Source organism: Acidovorax sp. FG60, assembly GCF_057808995.1.
Genome location: NZ_JBMDJC010000009.1, coordinates 125,075 through 140,676, shown reverse-complemented (window position 1 = coordinate 140,676; position 15,602 = coordinate 125,075). Strand labels below are relative to the sequence as shown.

General features: G+C 62.3%; 16 protein-coding genes and 1 tRNA gene. 3 read left to right on the top strand and 14 right to left on the bottom strand.

The window, feature by feature from the left end; translation table 11 throughout:
• Nucleotides 1-20 precede the first annotated feature (20 nt).
• The 3 genes from argJ to ACODS0_RS15200 form a co-directional block, all read right to left on the bottom strand.
• Nucleotides 21-1,250, bottom strand: coding sequence for a bifunctional glutamate N-acetyltransferase/amino-acid acetyltransferase ArgJ (gene argJ / locus ACODS0_RS15210; RefSeq protein ID WP_488835857.1), 1,230 nt, complete (start codon nucleotides 1,248-1,250; stop codon nucleotides 21-23).
• Between the two features lie 95 nt (nucleotides 1,251-1,345).
• The gene (gene secA / locus ACODS0_RS15205; RefSeq protein WP_488835856.1) at nucleotides 1,346-4,099 is read right to left on the bottom strand and encodes a preprotein translocase subunit SecA; all 2,754 of its coding nucleotides are present in this window, start codon (nucleotides 4,097-4,099) and stop codon (nucleotides 1,346-1,348) included.
• A gap of 137 nt (nucleotides 4,100-4,236) precedes the next feature.
• Nucleotides 4,237-5,220, bottom strand: coding sequence for a M23 family metallopeptidase (locus ACODS0_RS15200; protein ID WP_488835855.1), 984 nt, complete (start codon nucleotides 5,218-5,220; stop codon nucleotides 4,237-4,239).
• A gap of 31 nt (nucleotides 5,221-5,251) precedes the next feature.
• On the opposite strand from ACODS0_RS15200, the gene ACODS0_RS15195 reads away from it, so the two are divergent.
• Nucleotides 5,252-5,551: a hypothetical protein gene (locus tag ACODS0_RS15195; RefSeq protein ID WP_055399197.1), complete on the top strand. Its 300-nt coding sequence runs from the start codon at nucleotides 5,252-5,254 to the stop codon at nucleotides 5,549-5,551.
• A gap of 46 nt (nucleotides 5,552-5,597) precedes the next feature.
• Here the strand turns inward: ACODS0_RS15195 and ACODS0_RS15190 are convergent.
• The 6 genes from ACODS0_RS15190 to petA form a co-directional block, all read right to left on the bottom strand.
• Nucleotides 5,598-5,673, bottom strand: a tRNA-Thr gene (locus tag ACODS0_RS15190).
• A gap of 51 nt (nucleotides 5,674-5,724) precedes the next feature.
• Nucleotides 5,725-6,276: a ClpXP protease specificity-enhancing factor gene (locus ACODS0_RS15185; protein ID WP_055399369.1), complete on the bottom strand. Its 552-nt coding sequence runs from the start codon at nucleotides 6,274-6,276 to the stop codon at nucleotides 5,725-5,727.
• A 48-nt stretch (nucleotides 6,277-6,324) separates the two neighbouring features.
• Complete coding sequence (locus ACODS0_RS15180) at nucleotides 6,325-6,936, bottom strand: glutathione S-transferase N-terminal domain-containing protein (RefSeq protein WP_007854512.1); 612 nt, start codon at nucleotides 6,934-6,936, stop codon at nucleotides 6,325-6,327.
• A 109-nt stretch (nucleotides 6,937-7,045) separates the two neighbouring features.
• Complete coding sequence (locus ACODS0_RS15175) at nucleotides 7,046-7,804, bottom strand: cytochrome c1 (protein ID WP_055399199.1); 759 nt, start codon at nucleotides 7,802-7,804, stop codon at nucleotides 7,046-7,048.
• A 19-nt stretch (nucleotides 7,805-7,823) separates the two neighbouring features.
• Nucleotides 7,824-9,236 carry a cytochrome b gene (locus ACODS0_RS15170; protein WP_055399201.1) on the bottom strand — a complete coding sequence of 471 codons (1,413 nt, stop codon included), beginning with the start codon at nucleotides 9,234-9,236 and terminating at the stop codon, nucleotides 7,824-7,826.
• Nucleotides 9,237-9,247: 11 nt separating this feature from the next.
• On the bottom strand, nucleotides 9,248-9,844 hold the full coding sequence (gene petA / locus ACODS0_RS15165; protein ID WP_055399203.1) for a ubiquinol-cytochrome c reductase iron-sulfur subunit: 597 nt from the start codon (nucleotides 9,842-9,844) through the stop codon (nucleotides 9,248-9,250).
• Nucleotides 9,845-9,989: 145 nt separating this feature from the next.
• Between petA and mscL the strand changes: the two genes are divergently transcribed.
• Nucleotides 9,990-10,421, top strand: coding sequence for a large conductance mechanosensitive channel protein MscL (mscL, locus tag ACODS0_RS15160; protein ID WP_055399204.1), 432 nt, complete (start codon nucleotides 9,990-9,992; stop codon nucleotides 10,419-10,421).
• A gap of 182 nt (nucleotides 10,422-10,603) precedes the next feature.
• Here mscL and pdxA read toward each other — a convergent pair whose 3' ends face one another.
• Both pdxA and ACODS0_RS15150 read right to left on the bottom strand, forming a co-directional pair.
• Complete coding sequence (gene pdxA / locus ACODS0_RS15155; protein ID WP_121507436.1) at nucleotides 10,604-11,632, bottom strand: 4-hydroxythreonine-4-phosphate dehydrogenase PdxA; 1,029 nt, start codon at nucleotides 11,630-11,632, stop codon at nucleotides 10,604-10,606.
• A 94-nt stretch (nucleotides 11,633-11,726) separates the two neighbouring features.
• The gene (locus tag ACODS0_RS15150) at nucleotides 11,727-12,488 is read right to left on the bottom strand and encodes a Nif3-like dinuclear metal center hexameric protein (RefSeq protein WP_055399371.1); all 762 of its coding nucleotides are present in this window, start codon (nucleotides 12,486-12,488) and stop codon (nucleotides 11,727-11,729) included.
• A 122-nt stretch (nucleotides 12,489-12,610) separates the two neighbouring features.
• Here ACODS0_RS15150 and ACODS0_RS15145 point away from each other — a divergent pair, with 122 nt between their 5' ends.
• A complete protein-coding gene (locus ACODS0_RS15145; protein ID WP_488835854.1) occupies nucleotides 12,611-13,762 on the top strand; it encodes a S1C family serine protease in 1,152 nt (383 codons plus the stop codon).
• Nucleotides 13,763-13,985: 223 nt separating this feature from the next.
• Here the strand turns inward: ACODS0_RS15145 and tatC are convergent, their stop codons facing one another.
• The 3 genes from tatC to tatA form a co-directional block, all read right to left on the bottom strand.
• On the bottom strand, nucleotides 13,986-14,780 hold the full coding sequence (gene tatC, locus ACODS0_RS15140) for a twin-arginine translocase subunit TatC (RefSeq protein WP_121422440.1): 795 nt from the start codon (nucleotides 14,778-14,780) through the stop codon (nucleotides 13,986-13,988).
• Between the two features lie 62 nt (nucleotides 14,781-14,842).
• Entirely contained in the window at nucleotides 14,843-15,304 is a 462-nt protein-coding gene (gene tatB / locus ACODS0_RS15135; RefSeq protein WP_055399209.1) for a Sec-independent protein translocase protein TatB, read from the bottom strand.
• Nucleotides 15,305-15,347: 43 nt separating this feature from the next.
• A complete protein-coding gene (gene tatA, locus ACODS0_RS15130; RefSeq protein WP_055399211.1) occupies nucleotides 15,348-15,590 on the bottom strand; it encodes a Sec-independent protein translocase subunit TatA in 243 nt (80 codons plus the stop codon).
• Between the last annotated feature and the right edge of the window lie 12 nt (nucleotides 15,591-15,602).

Below are 15,602 nucleotides of genomic sequence, written 5' to 3'. Positions count from 1 at the left end.
TATCAAAATAGGAGCATTCTTTACGAACGATAGTCCGCATTGATCGTGACGTACTCGTGGCTGAAATCGCAGGTCCACACCGTGTCGGAAGCCTCGCCCCGGCCCAGCAGCACACGCACCGTGATCTCGCTTTGCTTCATCACGCGCTGGCCGTCTTCCTCGCGGTAGGCGGGGTTGCGTCCGCCCTGAATGGCCACGTGTACGTCGTCCAGGTACAGATCAATACCGGTCTGGTCGAGGTCGTCAATGCCCGCGTAGCCCACGGCCGCGAGGATGCGGCCCAGGTTTGGGTCGCTGGCATAGAACGCGGTTTTTACCAACGGCGAATGGGCGATGGCGTACGCCACCTTGCGGCACTCTTCGCCGGTCTTGCCACCTTCTACCTGCACGGTGATGAACTTGGTAGCGCCTTCGCCGTCGCGCACAATGGCCTGGGCGAGCTTTTGCGATACCGCCAGCATGGCGGCCTTGAGGGCCTGGCCCTCGGCGCTTGCCAGAGAAGTGATGGGCGCATGCGTGGCCTTGTTGGTCGCCACAACCACAAATGAATCGTTGGTGGAGGTGTCGCCATCGATGGTGACGCGGTTGAACGAGCCATCGGCCAGTTCGCGAGCCAGCTGCTGCATGACGGCAGGGGCCACGCAAGCGTCCGTGGCCATGAAGCCGAGCATGGTGGCCATGTTGGGCCGGATCATGCCCGCGCCCTTGCTGATGCCAGTGATGGACACGGTGGCACCACCAACCTTCACTTGGGCAGAAAAGGCCTTGGGCAAGGTGTCCGTGGTCATGATGCCTTCTGCGGCGCGCGCCCAGTGGCCCGGCTGCGCGTCGGCAATGGCGGCGGGCAGGCCTGCCTCGATGCGGTCATTGGGCAGCGGCTCCATGATCACGCCGGTGGAAAACGGCAGGATCTGCTCGGGCGCTACGCTGAGCTGGCGCGCGAGGGCAACGCACGTGGCGCGCGCACGCGCCAGGCCATCACCGCCCGTGCCAGCGTTGGCATTGCCGGTGTTGATCAGCATGGCACGGATGGGCTGTCCGCTGGCAAGGTGATCGCGGCTGATCTGCACCGGCGCCGCGCAAAAACGGTTCTGCGTGAACACGCCCGCCACGCTGGCGCCCTCATCCAGCAGGAACACGGTGAGATCCTTGCGGTTGGCTTTGCGCACACCGGCTTCGGCAACGCCAATGCGCACTCCAGCAATCGGGTGCAGATCAGCGGCAACGGGGGCAACTAGATTGACGGGCATGGGGGTCCTTCTGAAAAACTGCGGCCGATTATCCGGAAAACCGTGGCACGCCAATGAAAACACGGGCCGAAGCCCGTGTTGTGTGGATCAGGAAATCAGGCGAGCTTGCCGTGGCACTGCTTGTACTTCTTGCCGCTGCCACAAGGGCAAGGATCGTTGCGGCCCACACGCATGCCCTCCGGCAGCGCCAAGTCCTGCGCCTGCGCATCCACGGTGGTTTGGACCTCGCCCGTTTCGGTCGGCGCGGTATAGGTCACGTTGGCAATGCTTTCGCCGCGGCTTTCCATCTCTTGTGCGGCCTGGTCCAACTGCTCCTGCGACTGCACCTGCACAGTCATGAGGATCTTGGTGACTTCGTTCTTGACCTGGTCGATCAGCTGGCGGAACAGCTCGAAGGCCTCGCGCTTGTATTCCTGCTTCGGTTGCTTCTGCGCATAGCCACGCAGGTGAATGCCCTGGCGCAGATAGTCCAGTGCGGAGAGGTGGTCGCGCCAATTGGAGTCGAAGCTCTGCAGCAGCACCATGCGCTCGAACTGCGTGAAGTTCTCGCGCCCAACCTGCGCCACCTTGGCGTCAAACGAGGCATGGGCAGCGGCCAGCACCTTCTCCAGGATTTCATCGTCGGTGATGGCGCTGGCGCCCTGCACCACCTGCTGCAGGGCAATCGACACCTGCCATTCTTCAGCCAGCACCTTCTCTAGCGCGGCGAGGTCCCACTGCTCTTCCACCGATTCGGCGGGCACATACTGGCGCACCAGATCGGTCATGCAGTCTTCGCGCATGGCGGCGATCACGTCGGACAGGTCAGCCGCATCCAGGATGTCGTTGCGCTGCTGGTAGATCACCTTGCGCTGGTCGTTGGACACATCGTCGTATTCCAGCAGCTGTTTGCGGATGTCGAAGTTGCGGGCTTCCACCTTGCGCTGGGCCGACTCGATGCTTCGCGTCACGATGCCGGCTTCGATGGCTTCGCCATCGGGCATCTTCAGGCGGTCCATGATGGCCTTGACGCGGTCGCCCGCGAAGATGCGCATCAGGGAATCGTCCAGGCTCAGGTAGAAACGCGACGAGCCCGGGTCGCCCTGACGGCCCGAGCGGCCGCGCAGCTGGTTGTCGATGCGGCGGGATTCGTGGCGCTCGGTGGCGATGATGCGCAAGCCACCCAGTTCCTTGACCTTCTCGTGATCGATCTTCCACTGCTCGCGCAACGCCGCCACCTTGGCCGCGCGCTCCGTTTCAGACAGGGTCTCGTCGGCCTCGATGGCCGCCACATCCTTTTCAATGTTGCCGCCCAGCACGATGTCGGTCCCGCGCCCGGCCATGTTGGTCGCGATGGTGATCATGCCCGCACGGCCTGCCTGGGCCACGATGTCCGCCTCCCGTGCATGCTGCTTGGCGTTCAGCACCTGGTGCGGCAGGCCTTCCTTGTTCAGGAGCTGGTCGATGATTTCAGAGTTCTCGATCGACGTGGTGCCCACCAGAACGGGCTGGCCGCGCTCGTGGCATTCACGGATGTCCTTGATGGCGGCTTCGTACTTCTCGCGCGTGGTCTTGTAAACGCGGTCCAGCTGGTCGTCGCGGCGGCTGGGGCGGTTCGGCGGGATGACCACGGTTTCCAGGCCGTAGATTTCCTGGAACTCGTAAGCCTCGGTATCGGCCGTGCCGGTCATGCCGGCGAGCTTGTTGTACAGGCGGAAATAGTTCTGGAAGGTGATCGAAGCCAGCGTCTGGTTTTCGGCCTGGATGTTCACGCCTTCCTTGGCTTCCACGGCCTGGTGCAGGCCTTCGCTCCAGCGGCGGCCCGACATCAGGCGGCCGGTGAACTCGTCCACGATCACGATCTCACCGTTTTGCACCACATAGTGCTGGTCGCGGTGATACAGGTGGTTGGCACGCAGCGCCGCATACAGGTGGTGCATCAGCGTGATGTTGGCCGGGTCGTACACCGAGGCCCCCTCGGCAATCAGGCCCTGGCTAGCCAGGATGCGCTCAGCGCTCTCGTGGCCCTGCTCTGTCAGGAACACCTGGTGCGTCTTTTCGTCGAGCGTGAAGTCGCCCGGCTTGGTCACGCCTTCACCCGTGCGCGGGTCGGCTTCACCTTCCTGGCGCACCAGCAGCGGCACCACCTTGTTCATGGCGATGTACATCGCCGTATGGTCTTCGGCCTGGCCGCTGATGATCAGCGGTGTGCGGGCTTCGTCGATCAGGATCGAGTCCACCTCATCGACGATGGCGAAGTTCAGGCCTTGCTGCACGCGGTCCTGCGCCTCATAGACCATGTTGTCGCGCAGGTAGTCAAAGCCGTACTCATTGTTCGTGCCGTACGTAATGTCGGCGCGGTAAGCCTCCTGCTTTTGCTCGCGCGGCATGTTGGGCAGGTTGATGCCCACCGTGAGGCCCAGGAAGTTGTACAGGCGCCCCATCCACTGCGCATCGCGGTTGGCGAGGTAGTCGTTGACTGTCACCACATGCACACCCTTGCCCGACAGGGCATTGAGGTACACGGGCAAGGTGGCGGTGAGGGTCTTGCCCTCGCCCGTCCGCATTTCGGAGATCTTGCCAAAGTGCAGCGCCATGCCTCCCAGCAGCTGCACATCAAAGTGCCGCATCTTCATGATGCGCTTGGAGCCCTCGCGCACCACGGCAAAGGCTTCGGGCAGGATGTCATCCAGCGATTCGCCCTTGGCCACGCGCTCCTTGAACTCCTGCGTCTTGGCCTTGAGCTGCTCGTCCGACAGTTTCTCGTAGTCGGGCTCCATCGCGTTGATGCGGGTCACCGTCTTGCGGTACTGCTTGAGGAGCCGGTCGTTGCGGCTGCCGAATAGTTTGGTGAGGAAGTTGGTGGCCATGCGAACAGGACCGCTTGCCCCGCTGCAAGCAGCGCGTCAAGCGACCGAAATCCCTAAGATGAATTGAGTTCAGGTGGGTCCATCACCAGGGATTGCAAGCACTGCAATCCCGGGCCGTGAACACCGGACCCGCGATTTTACCTGCCTGCTGCAGGTGTGGCCGGCTGGCCGGGCGATGCGTGCGGCTGGATCGCCGCAACCTGCGCACCCGCAGCCGTGCCGCCAGCGCTGAGAAACTTCTGTGGGTCCTGGAAAACCCCTTGCACCAGCACCTCAAAGTGAAGGTGGGGACCGGTGGAACGCCCTGTGGTTCCCACTTCGGCAATCTTCTGGCCACGGCGCACGATGTCGCCCTGCTTGACCAAGGTGCGCGATGCGTGGGCGTAGCGCGTGACCAGCTGGTTGCCGTGGTCCACCTCGATCATGTTGCCGTAAGCCGGATGGTATTCCTGCGTCACGACTACACCCCCCGCAGCTGCCAGGATCGGTGTTCCGGTATCTGCCTGAAAATCCAGGCCCGTGTGCAAGGCCGACTGGCCGGTGATTGGGTCTACGCGCCAGCCAAACGCCGAGCCCGGCACCCGTCCGGTGACAGGCGCATGGGTAGGAATCATCTTCTTGCGGATGTGCTGGTCAAAAAGGCGCGATTCGAGCACGGTCATCAAATCCACACGCTGGTTGGTCAGGCGCTCCAGCTCGTCAAGGGTGGATTGCAGTTCCTCCATGGAGAGATTGCGTGCACTGACCAACACCCCTCCACGCCCATCGGGCTTCTGGACATCGGCCGGCGCCATGCCTGCAAGGCCCAGCACGCGGTCGCCCAAGGATTCCAGCTGCACCATGCGGGCCTGCATCTCGCCAACGCGGCGGGCCATGGCATCCAGATTGGCACGCATGAAACGGTCCCGCTCTGCAAACTCGTCCTTGACGACCAGCCGTACCAATGACCCCACAATCGGCCAGCCTTCACGCGCGCCCTTGAGAAACACCCAGTGGTACAGCGTCGCAGCCACCAGCATGAGGCACAGCGACAGCAAGAGCCCTGCCAGGATCAGGCGGGTGCCCGACAAGTGAATGGCCCGGCTGCGCGCCAGCCTGGCGTCCGTGATAATCAGATGCACTACGAATTCTCCACGCCCGAAGACGCACACCATGAACCGCCGCCACTACGCCGTCACCCTGCAGCAAGCCAGCGAGGACTCTCCCACGCTGGCCAAGCTCACAGCGCTGACACGCGACTCCAGTGATCGGCTCAAGGCCATTGAAATGCTGATTCCTGCGGCGCTGCGCCCAGCGATCCAGGCCGGCCCCATTGATGGAGACTCCTGGTGCCTGCTGGTCAAAAGCAATGCCGCCGCGGCAAAAATACGCCAACTGCTGCCTGCTTTGCAGGCGCATTTGCGCAGCCGGGGGTGGGAGGTTAACGCGATTCGCCTGAAAGTTCAAACCTGACGGTCAACGCCAGGATCAGGGAATGCGGTGAGGAACAGGAGAAAACTGGTGCCGGTTGTCGGAATCGAACTGACGACCTACCGCTTACAAGGCGGGTGCTCTACCAACTGAGCTAAACCGGCGAAGGCTGCATTTTATCGTGGAAAAAGCAGCCTCAAAAAAACAAGGGGCGGTTATTTCACCCGCTTGAGCGATGGCCGAGCACCACCCGCAGCCGGAGGTGGTCGCGGTGCGTCACCCCCTTCGTCGCCATCTTTCCTGCCGTCATCCGCAGACACCAACTGCACCACGCGGTCCTCGGAAGTTTGCGCTCCACTTGCAGCAGTAGCATCTTCGGAAGACACCGCTTCTGCCAGCATGGGCGCGATGGCCCCGGCAGCAGCCGCACCACCAGCCAGCACATCCACCGGGGGCGGAAACGCCATACCTTGCCCGTTTTCACGGGCATAGATGGCGATCACCCGCCCCACCGGCACGAGGATCTCACGCGGCTTGCCGCCAAACCGGGCCTTGAACTCGATGAAATCGTTGCCCAGTTGCAAGGCACTCGTCGCATCAAAACTGATGTTCAGGACGATCTCACCATCCTTCACGTATTCACGCGGCACCTGCACCGAATCATCGACACGCACCGCCACATACGGCGTCAGCCCGTTGTCGGTGCACCACTCGTACAAGGCACGAATGAGGTACGGGCGTGTGGACGTGGATTCCTGTGCGGTCATGAAGGTGAAAGGCAACTGCTGTGGATAGGGAGCGGGGCAGGCCGCAAGTTACTTGCGCATGACCTTCTCGGATGGGGTCAACGCCTCGATGTACGCAGGGCGCGAGAAGATGCGTTCTGCATACTTGAGCAACGGAGCTGCATTCTTGCTGAGGTCGATGCCATAGTAGTCGAGGCGCCACAGCAGCGGGGCAATGGCCACGTCGAGCATGGAGAAGTTGTCACCCAGCATGTACTTGTTCTTGAGGAACACAGGAGCCAGCTGCGTCAGGCGGTCACGGATGTGCGCACGCGCCTTTTCCAGCGCCTTTTCGTTGCCCTTGGTCGCGCGCGACTCCAGGATGTTCACGTGCACGAACAACTCCTTCTCGAAGTTGAGCAGGAACAGGCGCACACGGGCGCGGTCTACGGGGTCGCCGGGCATCAGCTGGGGATGGGGGAAGCGCTCGTCGATGTACTCGTTGATGATGTTCGACTCGTACAGGATCAGATCGCGCTCGACCAGAATGGGAACCTGGCCGTAGGGGTTCATCACGCTGATGTCTTCGGGCTTGTTGTACAGGTCCACATCGCGGATTTCAAAGTCCATGCCCTTTTCGAACAAGACAAAACGGCAGCGGTGGGAGAAGGGACAGGTCGTACCCGAGTAAAGCACCATCATGGTGGGAGGCTCCTAAAAATCAAAAGAGTGGGACGCCAAAAGCGCCCACTCTGCAAAAAAACCAAGGCACCCCGAAGGGTGCTTTCAATGGATATGACTGCTGCGCGCGTTACTTCACATCTTTCCAGAAGGCTGCGTTGAGCCTCCAGGCAATCACCGTGAACACACCCAGGAAAATCAGCACCCAGACACCCACTCGCTTGCGGGTGTTTTGCGCGGGTTCTGCCATCCACTGCATGTAGTTCACCAGGTCACCCACAGTCTGGTCGTACTGCAGTGGGGTCATCAGACCAGGCCTGACCTGCTCCCAACCCTTGAAAACCTGGGTCTTGTGGCCATGGCTTTCGTGCTCTTCAAACACTGGGCGGCGATCACCCTGCAGCTCCCACAACACGTGGGGCATGCCCACGTTGGGGAACACGAGATTGTTCCAGCCGGTCGGCTTGGTTTCGTCGCGGTAGTAAGTACGCAGGTAGGTGTACAGGTAATCCGCACCCGAACCACCGGCGCCAGCACGCGAACGGGCGATCACGGTCAGATCGGGGGGATTGGCACCAAACCAGGCCTTGGCCTGCTTGGGATCAATCGCCGCCTTCATGGTTTCGCCGACCTTGTCCGTAGTGAACAGCAGGTTGTCCTTGACCTGCTGATCGGTCAAACCGATGTCTTTCAGGCGATTGAACCGCATGAACGCTGCGGAGTGGCAATTCAGGCAATAGTTGACGAAAACCTTGGCGCCATTTTGCAGCGAGGCCAGATCGTTCGTCTTGACGGGGGCCTTGTCCAGCGGAATGCCACCGCCCGCAGCCAGTGCAGAGCCAGCAGCCAGACCCAGGGCGGCCACCAACGTGAGGATGATTTTCTTCATTGTTGTTATCTCCTGGGGCTCAGTGCGCCACAAAGGTCACGCGGTCGGGCACGGCCTTGGCCTCGCCAATACGGCTCCACCAGGGCATCAGCAGGAAGAACCCAAAGTAGAACAGCGTACCCACCTGCGACACACGTTCGCCAATGGGCGAAGGGGGTTGCACACCCAGGTAGCCCAGGATCAGGAAGATGATCACGAACACGCCGTACAGGTACTTGTGCCAGTCGGGACGGTAGCGGATCGACTTCACCGGGCTGTGGTCCAGCCAGGGCAGGAAGAACAGGATGATCACGGCACCCCCCATCACCACCACACCCCAGAACTTGGCATCGATCGACAGCATCAGCACCGCCGCCACGACGGCAGCACCAGCGATGCCGACCTTGATGAAGCTGGGCAACTTGGCCTTGAACACACCAAAGGCAGCACCCGCCAGCACACACAGCACCAGAACGTACATCATCTCGGTCGTGATGGCACGCAGCATCGAGTAGAACGGTGTGAAGTACCAGACCGGCGCGATGTGCAACGGCGTCACCAGCGGATCGGCCGGGATGAAGTTGTTGTACTCCAGGAAGTAGCCACCAAACTCAGGCGCAAAGAACACCACGGCCGTGAACGCCATCAGGAACATGCTCAGCGCGAAGATGTCGTGCACCGTGTAGTAGGGATGGAAAGGCACGCCATCGAGCGGCTTGCCATTGGCATCCTTGGGCGCCTTGGGGCCCTTGATTTCCACGCCATCGGGATTGTTGGAACCCACGTCGTGCAACGCCAGCAAGTGGGCCACCACCAAGCCGAGCAGCACCAGCGGGACAGCGATCACATGGAAGCTGAAGAAGCGGTTCAGCGTGGCATCACCCACCACGAAGTCGCCACGGATCAGCAAGGCCAGATCAGGACCGATAAAGGGGATGGCAGCGAACAGGTTCACGATCACCTGGGCTCCCCAGTACGACATCTGGCCCCAGGGCAGCAGGTAGCCCATGAAGGCCTCTGCCATCAGGCACAGAAAGATGGCGCAGCCGAAGATCCAGACCAGTTCGCGCGGCTTGCGGTAGCTGCCGTAGATGAGCCCACGGAACATGTGCAGGTACACCACCACAAAGAACGCTGAGGCGCCTGTGGAGTGCATGTAGCGGATCAGCCAGCCCCAGGGCACATCGCGCATGATGTACTCGACCGAAGCAAACGCCAGGCTGGCGTCGGGCTTGTAGTGCATGACCAGGAAGATGCCGGTCACGATCTGGATCACCAGCACAACGAGGGCCAGCGAGCCGAAGATGTACCAGAAGTTGAAGTTCTTCGGAGCGTAGTACTCCGACATGTGCACCTTGTAGGCGTCAAAAGCGGTCGGGAAGCGGTTCTCGAACCAGTTCGTGACCTTGGCGCCTGCCGAGGCGTTGGGGGAGATTTCCTTGAATTCAGCCATGTCGATTTACCTCAGGCCTTCTTGTCTTCGCCGATCAACAGCAGCGTGTCGGACAGGTACATGTGCGGCGGCACTTCCAGGTTGTCTGGCGCCGGCTTGTTTTTGAAGACCCGGCCAGCCACGTCGAACGTGGAGCCGTGGCAGGCGCACAGGAAGCCACCGTGCCAGTCGTCTGGCAGCGAGGGCTGTGGGCCGGTCTGGAACTTGTCTCCGGGCGAGCAACCCAGGTGGGTGCAGATGCCCACGCCCACAAACACTTCCGGCTTGATCGAACGGTGCTGGTTCTTGGCGTACTCGGGGGTGGGGTACGTCTTGCGATCCGACTTGGGATCGGCCAGCTGCGATTCCGTCTGAGCGAGAGACTCCAGCTGCTGGGGAGTGCGCTTCAGGATCCACACGGGCTTGCCACGCCATTCAACGGTCAGCTTTTCGCCGGGCTGAAGGGCGGAGATGTCCACCTCTACAGCGGCACCGGCCGCTCTGGCTTTTTCCGAAGGCTGAAAACTACTGACGAAAGGCACTGCAACTGCCACTCCGCCAGCGGCACCGGCACATCCGGACGCAATCAGCCACGTCCTTTTACTGGTGTCGACTGGTGTGTCACTCATGGGGATCCTCGGTAAACATCGCTATTGTTGGGTCAACCGCGAATTGTAGCGGAGTGAAAATGGTTATTTCAAAGTGGGTGACTGTCTTGACAGGGCACCGCGCCGGGCAATACTCCGGCATCACCATTCAAACAAGGAGCACACCATGGGGATGATGCAGGAGTTCAGGGAGTTTGCGGTCAAGGGCAATGTGATCGACCTTGCCGTCGGCGTGATCATTGGAGGGGCGTTCGGCAAGATTGTGGATTCGGTCGTGTCCGACCTGATCATGCCGGTGGTGGGACTGGTGTTCGGCAAACTCGACTTTTCCAACCTCTTCGTGGTGCTGGGGTCCGTGCCACCGGGCACGGCCATGACGCTCGATGCCCTCAAGAAGGCGGGCGTGCCGGTGTTTGCCTATGGCAACTTCCTGACCGTGGCCGTCAACTTCATCATTCTGGCGTTCATCATCTTCATGATGATCAAGCAGATCAATCGCCTCAAGCGCGAAGCCCCTGCGCCAGCCCCCGAAGCCCCAGCCGCGCCCGCCGAAGACATCGTCCTGTTGCGCGAGATCAGAGATAGCTTGAAAAAATAACGCCCCTTTGAGTCGCTACGCGCCTTCCCCCTGAAGGGGGACGCCGCCAGCGGGGCGGAGTGGCCCATGCGCGGTGGCTGCTGGCTCGGGGCGCGCCAGTTTGAAGCCCCATCCCTCAACAATCCGCTATCGAATCGATAGTTTTTTGTTTTTGCGCTTAGCCACAGCGCCATGGGACTGTTTCATCCACAAAGGGTCCGCGCCATGCGCACGGCCTCGATGAGGCTTGCAGCATCGGCAATACCCTGCCCCGCTATGTCAAACGCGGTGCCGTGGTCGGGGCTGGTGCGCACCAGGGGCAGGCCCAGGGTCACGTTCACCCCCTTGTCCACCCCGAGGTACTTCACCGGGATAAGCCCCTGGTCGTGGTACATGGCAATGACCACGTCGAACTCTCCAGCGCGATGGGGCGTACTGCGCGCGCGCATGAACACCGTGTCAGGAGCGAAGGGGCCCTGCACATCCAGCTGCTGCGCGCGCGCAGCGGCGATGGCCGGCGCAATCACCTCGGCTTCCTCGTTACCAAACAGCCCGCCCTCGCCCGCGTGGGGATTGAGCCCCGCCACCGCGATGCGCGGCGCCCGCCCCAGGCTGCGCACCAGGGCAGCGTGCGTGATTTGCAACGTCTGCAGGACGTTGTCCGTGGTGACCTCCGCAATGGCATCGCGCAGCGACATGTGGATGCTGACCAGCACCGTGCGCAGCTCGTCGCTGGCGAGCATCATGCGCACGGGCATTTGCGCCAGCGATACCCCCTGGTGCGCGACGGCCTCTGCCTGCAGCAGCTCGGTGTGGCCCGGAAATGCCACGCCCGCTGCCGCCAAGGCCTCCTTGTGCAAGGGCCCCGTGACCAGCCCCGCCACCTCGCCCCGCAGCGCCGCGCGGGCGGCCCAGACCACGCTGTCTGCGGCGGCACGGCCAGCGGCGGCGCCAATCTGCCCCCAGGGCTGCGGGCCAGGAATGCCTGGCAACTGCAACACCGGAACACAGCGGGGCGGCATGTCCAGCACATCGGCGGGCGCAGCAATCTGTGCCACGGGTACCATGGGCACGCCGGGCCGCACGATGGCCTGGGCCGCACGCCGCAAGGTGGCGACATCGCCCACCACGAAGCAACCCACCAAATCGGCTGGCGCATCGCGAAAGGCCTTGGCCACGATTTCGGGGCCGATGCCGGCAGGATCACCCTGGGTAATGGCGAGAGGCTTCATGGAAGTTTGATTTCAGATAAAAAGTGAACCTAGCGCTTTACTGATAAGCGCAAGTAGCTATTATTTTTATAGCTAAAACCCAGGCTACCAGCGATCAGGCAGGATTGTCGATCTCGATGAATTGGTGGCCCAGACCCAACCGCCCTGCAACCTGCGCCGCCACCGCAGGCGCCCCATAACGCTCGGTCGCGTGGTGCCCTGCGGCGATAAAACCCACCCCCATCTCGCGGGCCAGATGTGCCTGGGGCTCGGAAATCTCGCCGGTGATGAACACGTCGGCCCCAGCCGCAATCGCCGCCTCGAAGTAGCCCTGCGCGCCTCCTGTGCACCAGGCCACGCGGCAGACTGGCCGCTGCGCAGCAGCGCCTTCCGGCGGCACCCAGGTGACGGGACGGCCCAGGGCCTGCGCGACATGGTCTGCCAGGGCCTGCCCATCGGCAAACGCGGCAGGCCCGGCAAAGCCCAGATCGTTCTCGCCAAACCGCGCGTCGGCCACGAGCCCCAGCACCCGGCCTAGCTGGGCGTTGTTGCCCAGCTCCGGGTGGGCATCCAGCGGCAGGTGGTAGGCAAACAGGTTGATGTCATGCGCGAGCAGCAACTGCAAACGCTGCTTCATCCAGCCCGTCACCCGGCCGTCTTGCCCGCGCCAGAACAGGCCATGGTGCACGAAGATGGCATCCGCTTGGGCAGCAATGGCCGCGTCGATCAGGGCGCGGCTGGCCGTCACGCCGCTGACGATGCGGCTGATCTCGGCCTTGCCCTCCACCTGCAAGCCGTTGGGGCCATAGTCCTTGAAGCGCTCGGGTTGCAGCAGGCTGTCAAACGCCTGCAAAAGTTTGGTGCGGGAAATGCTCATGCAGCTATTGTCGCGCGTGGCCCACGCCCACACATGGGGGACAATGCTTTTCTCCGGGAGGCAGCCGTGGCATGCACACCGCCCGCCGCCCCTTCTCCAGCCCATCACCTGTACAGAATTTCATGAAACGCATCTGGCTGATGTTCTCGCAGGCCGTCACGGTGTTCGTTGCGGCCTACTTCGTTGTCGCCACCCTGCAGCCGAGCTGGCTGGGCCGGGGCGCCACCACACGCTCCGGCGCGGGCATTGCGCTGCTCGAAGCACCCCCTGCCCCGGCCAATGCGCAGCCTGCGGCGGGCAGCTTCAGCGCTGCGGCGCGCCAGGCGGCGCCTGCGGTGGTCAGCATCAACACCAGCAAGGCCGTGCGCCATCCGCGCAGCAACGACCCCTGGTTCCAGTTCTTCTTTGGCGACCAGGGTGCCCAGGCGCAGGCCGGGCTGGGCAGCGGGGTGATCGTGAGCCCCGACGGCTACATCCTGACCAACAACCACGTGGTGGAAGGCGCCGACGAGATCGAAGTGACGCTGACCGACAGCCGCCGCGCCCGCGCCCGCGTGATCGGCACCGACCCCGACACCGACCTGGCCATCCTCAAGATCGAACTCGACAAGCTGCCCGTCATCGTGCTGGGCAACTCGGACGTACTCGCCGTGGGCGACCAGGTGCTGGCCATAGGCAACCCGTTTGGCGTGGGCCAGACGGTGACCAGCGGCATCGTGAGCGCGCTGGGCCGCACACAGCTCGGGATCAACACCTTCGAGAACTTCATCCAGACCGATGCGGCCATCAACCCTGGCAACTCGGGCGGCGCGCTGGTGGATGTAAATGGCAACCTCATGGGCATCAACACGGCCATCTACTCGCGCTCGGGCGGCAGCATGGGCATCGGCTTTGCAATCCCCGTGTCTACGGCCCGCATGGTGCTGGATGGCATCGTGCAGGACGGCCAGGTCACACGCGGCTGGATTGGCGTGGAGCCCAACGAACTCTCACCCGAACTGGCAGAAACCTTCGGCGTGAAAGCCACCGAGGGCGTGATCATCACCGGCGTGCTGCAGGACGGCCCCGCCGCCCAGGCGGGCATGCGGCCCGGCGATGTGATCGTGCTGGTTGAAGGTAGGAAGGTGAGCAATGTGTCCGAGTTGCTGACCGCCGTGGCGGGGCTCAAGCCCGGCACTGCGGCACCATTCAACGTGCAGCGTGGCGACAAGATGGTGGAACTGAGCATCAACCCCGGCGTGCGCCCCAAGCCTCAGCGCAATGTGAGGCGGTAAGCCCCCTCTGAGGCGCTGCGCGTTTTCCCAAAGGGAGACGCCTCCAGCGGCCTCGCAAAGCCGGTTCCGCGGTGGCACTGGTATTGGGCACGCGCCAGTTTTTAGGGGCTGCGCGCAGAACATCGCGACATGGCCGCTGATGCAACCCGTCAGCTATTAAAAATATAGCTTGGAGCGCTTATCCAACAAGCGCTAGAGCTCATTTTCACGAGAAACTCAACCTTCAGGCGTTGGAGGCGGGCTCGCTACCCTCTTCCGGGGCTTTGGTGTGCTTGATGAAGATCTGCGCCGCCCAGATGCCCACCTCGTACAGCAGACACATGGGGATCGCCAGCGACAGCTGCGACACCACATCGGGCGGCGTGACGATGGCAGCGATCACAAAGGCGATCACAATGAAATAGCCACGAAACTCCCGCAGCTTCTGCACGCTCACGATGCCCATGCGGGCCAGCACCACCACGGCAATCGGCACCTCGAAGGACAAGCCAAACGCCAGGAACATCGACAGCACAAAGCTCAGGTAGGCCTCGATGTCTGGCGCGGCGGTGATGCTCTTGGGCGCAAAGCTCTGAATAAACGCAAACACCTGGCCAAACACCAGGTAGTAGCAAAACGCCACCCCGATGAAGAACAGCAGCGTGCTGGAGATCACGAGCGGCAGCACCAGCTTCTTTTCGTGCGAATACAGGCCAGGCGCCACAAAGGCCCACACCTGCCACAGCACAAACGGCAGTGCCAGCAAAAAGGCCGACATCAACAATATCTTGAGCGGCACCATGAACGGCGAGATCACCGACGTGGCGATCAGCGTGGCGCCCTTGGGAAGGTGGGCCACCAGCGGCGCCGCCAGAAAGTCATACAGCGCGCCGGGGCCAGGGAAGAAGAACAAAATCGCCGCCGCAATCGCGATGGCAATGATGGCCTTGACCATCCGGTCGCGCAGCTCCATCAGGTGCTGCACAAACGGCTGCTCGGTACCGGCCAGCTCGTCTTCTTTGGAAGGGGTTTCGGACATGTTGGGTTTTCGTGGGCGTCAGGGCCGCCCATGCAGCGCGCGGTGCGCTGGTGGCTGCTGCATCAATGGAATTTACGGGGACGGAAACGCGCCACACGGGCCGCGCCGGACTGTGCCTTGGTGCGCACACCGCTTCGGGCCTTGTACCACTGGGGCACCGCACCCCGCTTGAGGCGCCAGTTCTTGCCGGGGTGTTTGTAAGCCGGCACGACGGCGGTCTGGTCCTGCAACGCCGAGCTGGCGGTGTCGGTAGCCTCGGCCCAGTCCTTTTCGAACTCGCTGGCGCTGGTCTGGATGGAGTTGTGCACATCGCGTGCGGCGTTCTCCACCGTGTCCTTCATTTTCTTGAGCTCGTCGAGCTCCATGGACCGGTTGACCTCGGCCTTCACATCGGACACGTAACGCTGGGCCTTGCCCAGCAGGGTGCCCACCGTGCGGGCCACACGGGGGAGCTTCTCGGGCCCGATGACTATAAGAGCCACCGCGCCGATCAGCGCCATCTTGGACAGGCCAATATCAATCATGGATCAAGCGCAAAGCGTGCGGGTGCCAGCGGGAACAGCCCGCTCAGCTCTTTTGCTTGGCTTCGACATCGATGGTGGTCTTGTCGGTCGCAGGGTTGTTGGCAACCTGGCCTGCGGGTGGGGTGGTGGTGGCTGCCGCGTCGGCCGAACCGTCTTTCATGCCGTCCTTGAAGCCCTTGACGGCGCCCCCGAGATCGGAGCCCATGTTCTTGAGCTTCTTGGTGCCGAACACCATGACGACGATCAGCAGCACGATCAGCCAGTGCCAGATGGAAAAAGAGCCCATGGAATATCTCCT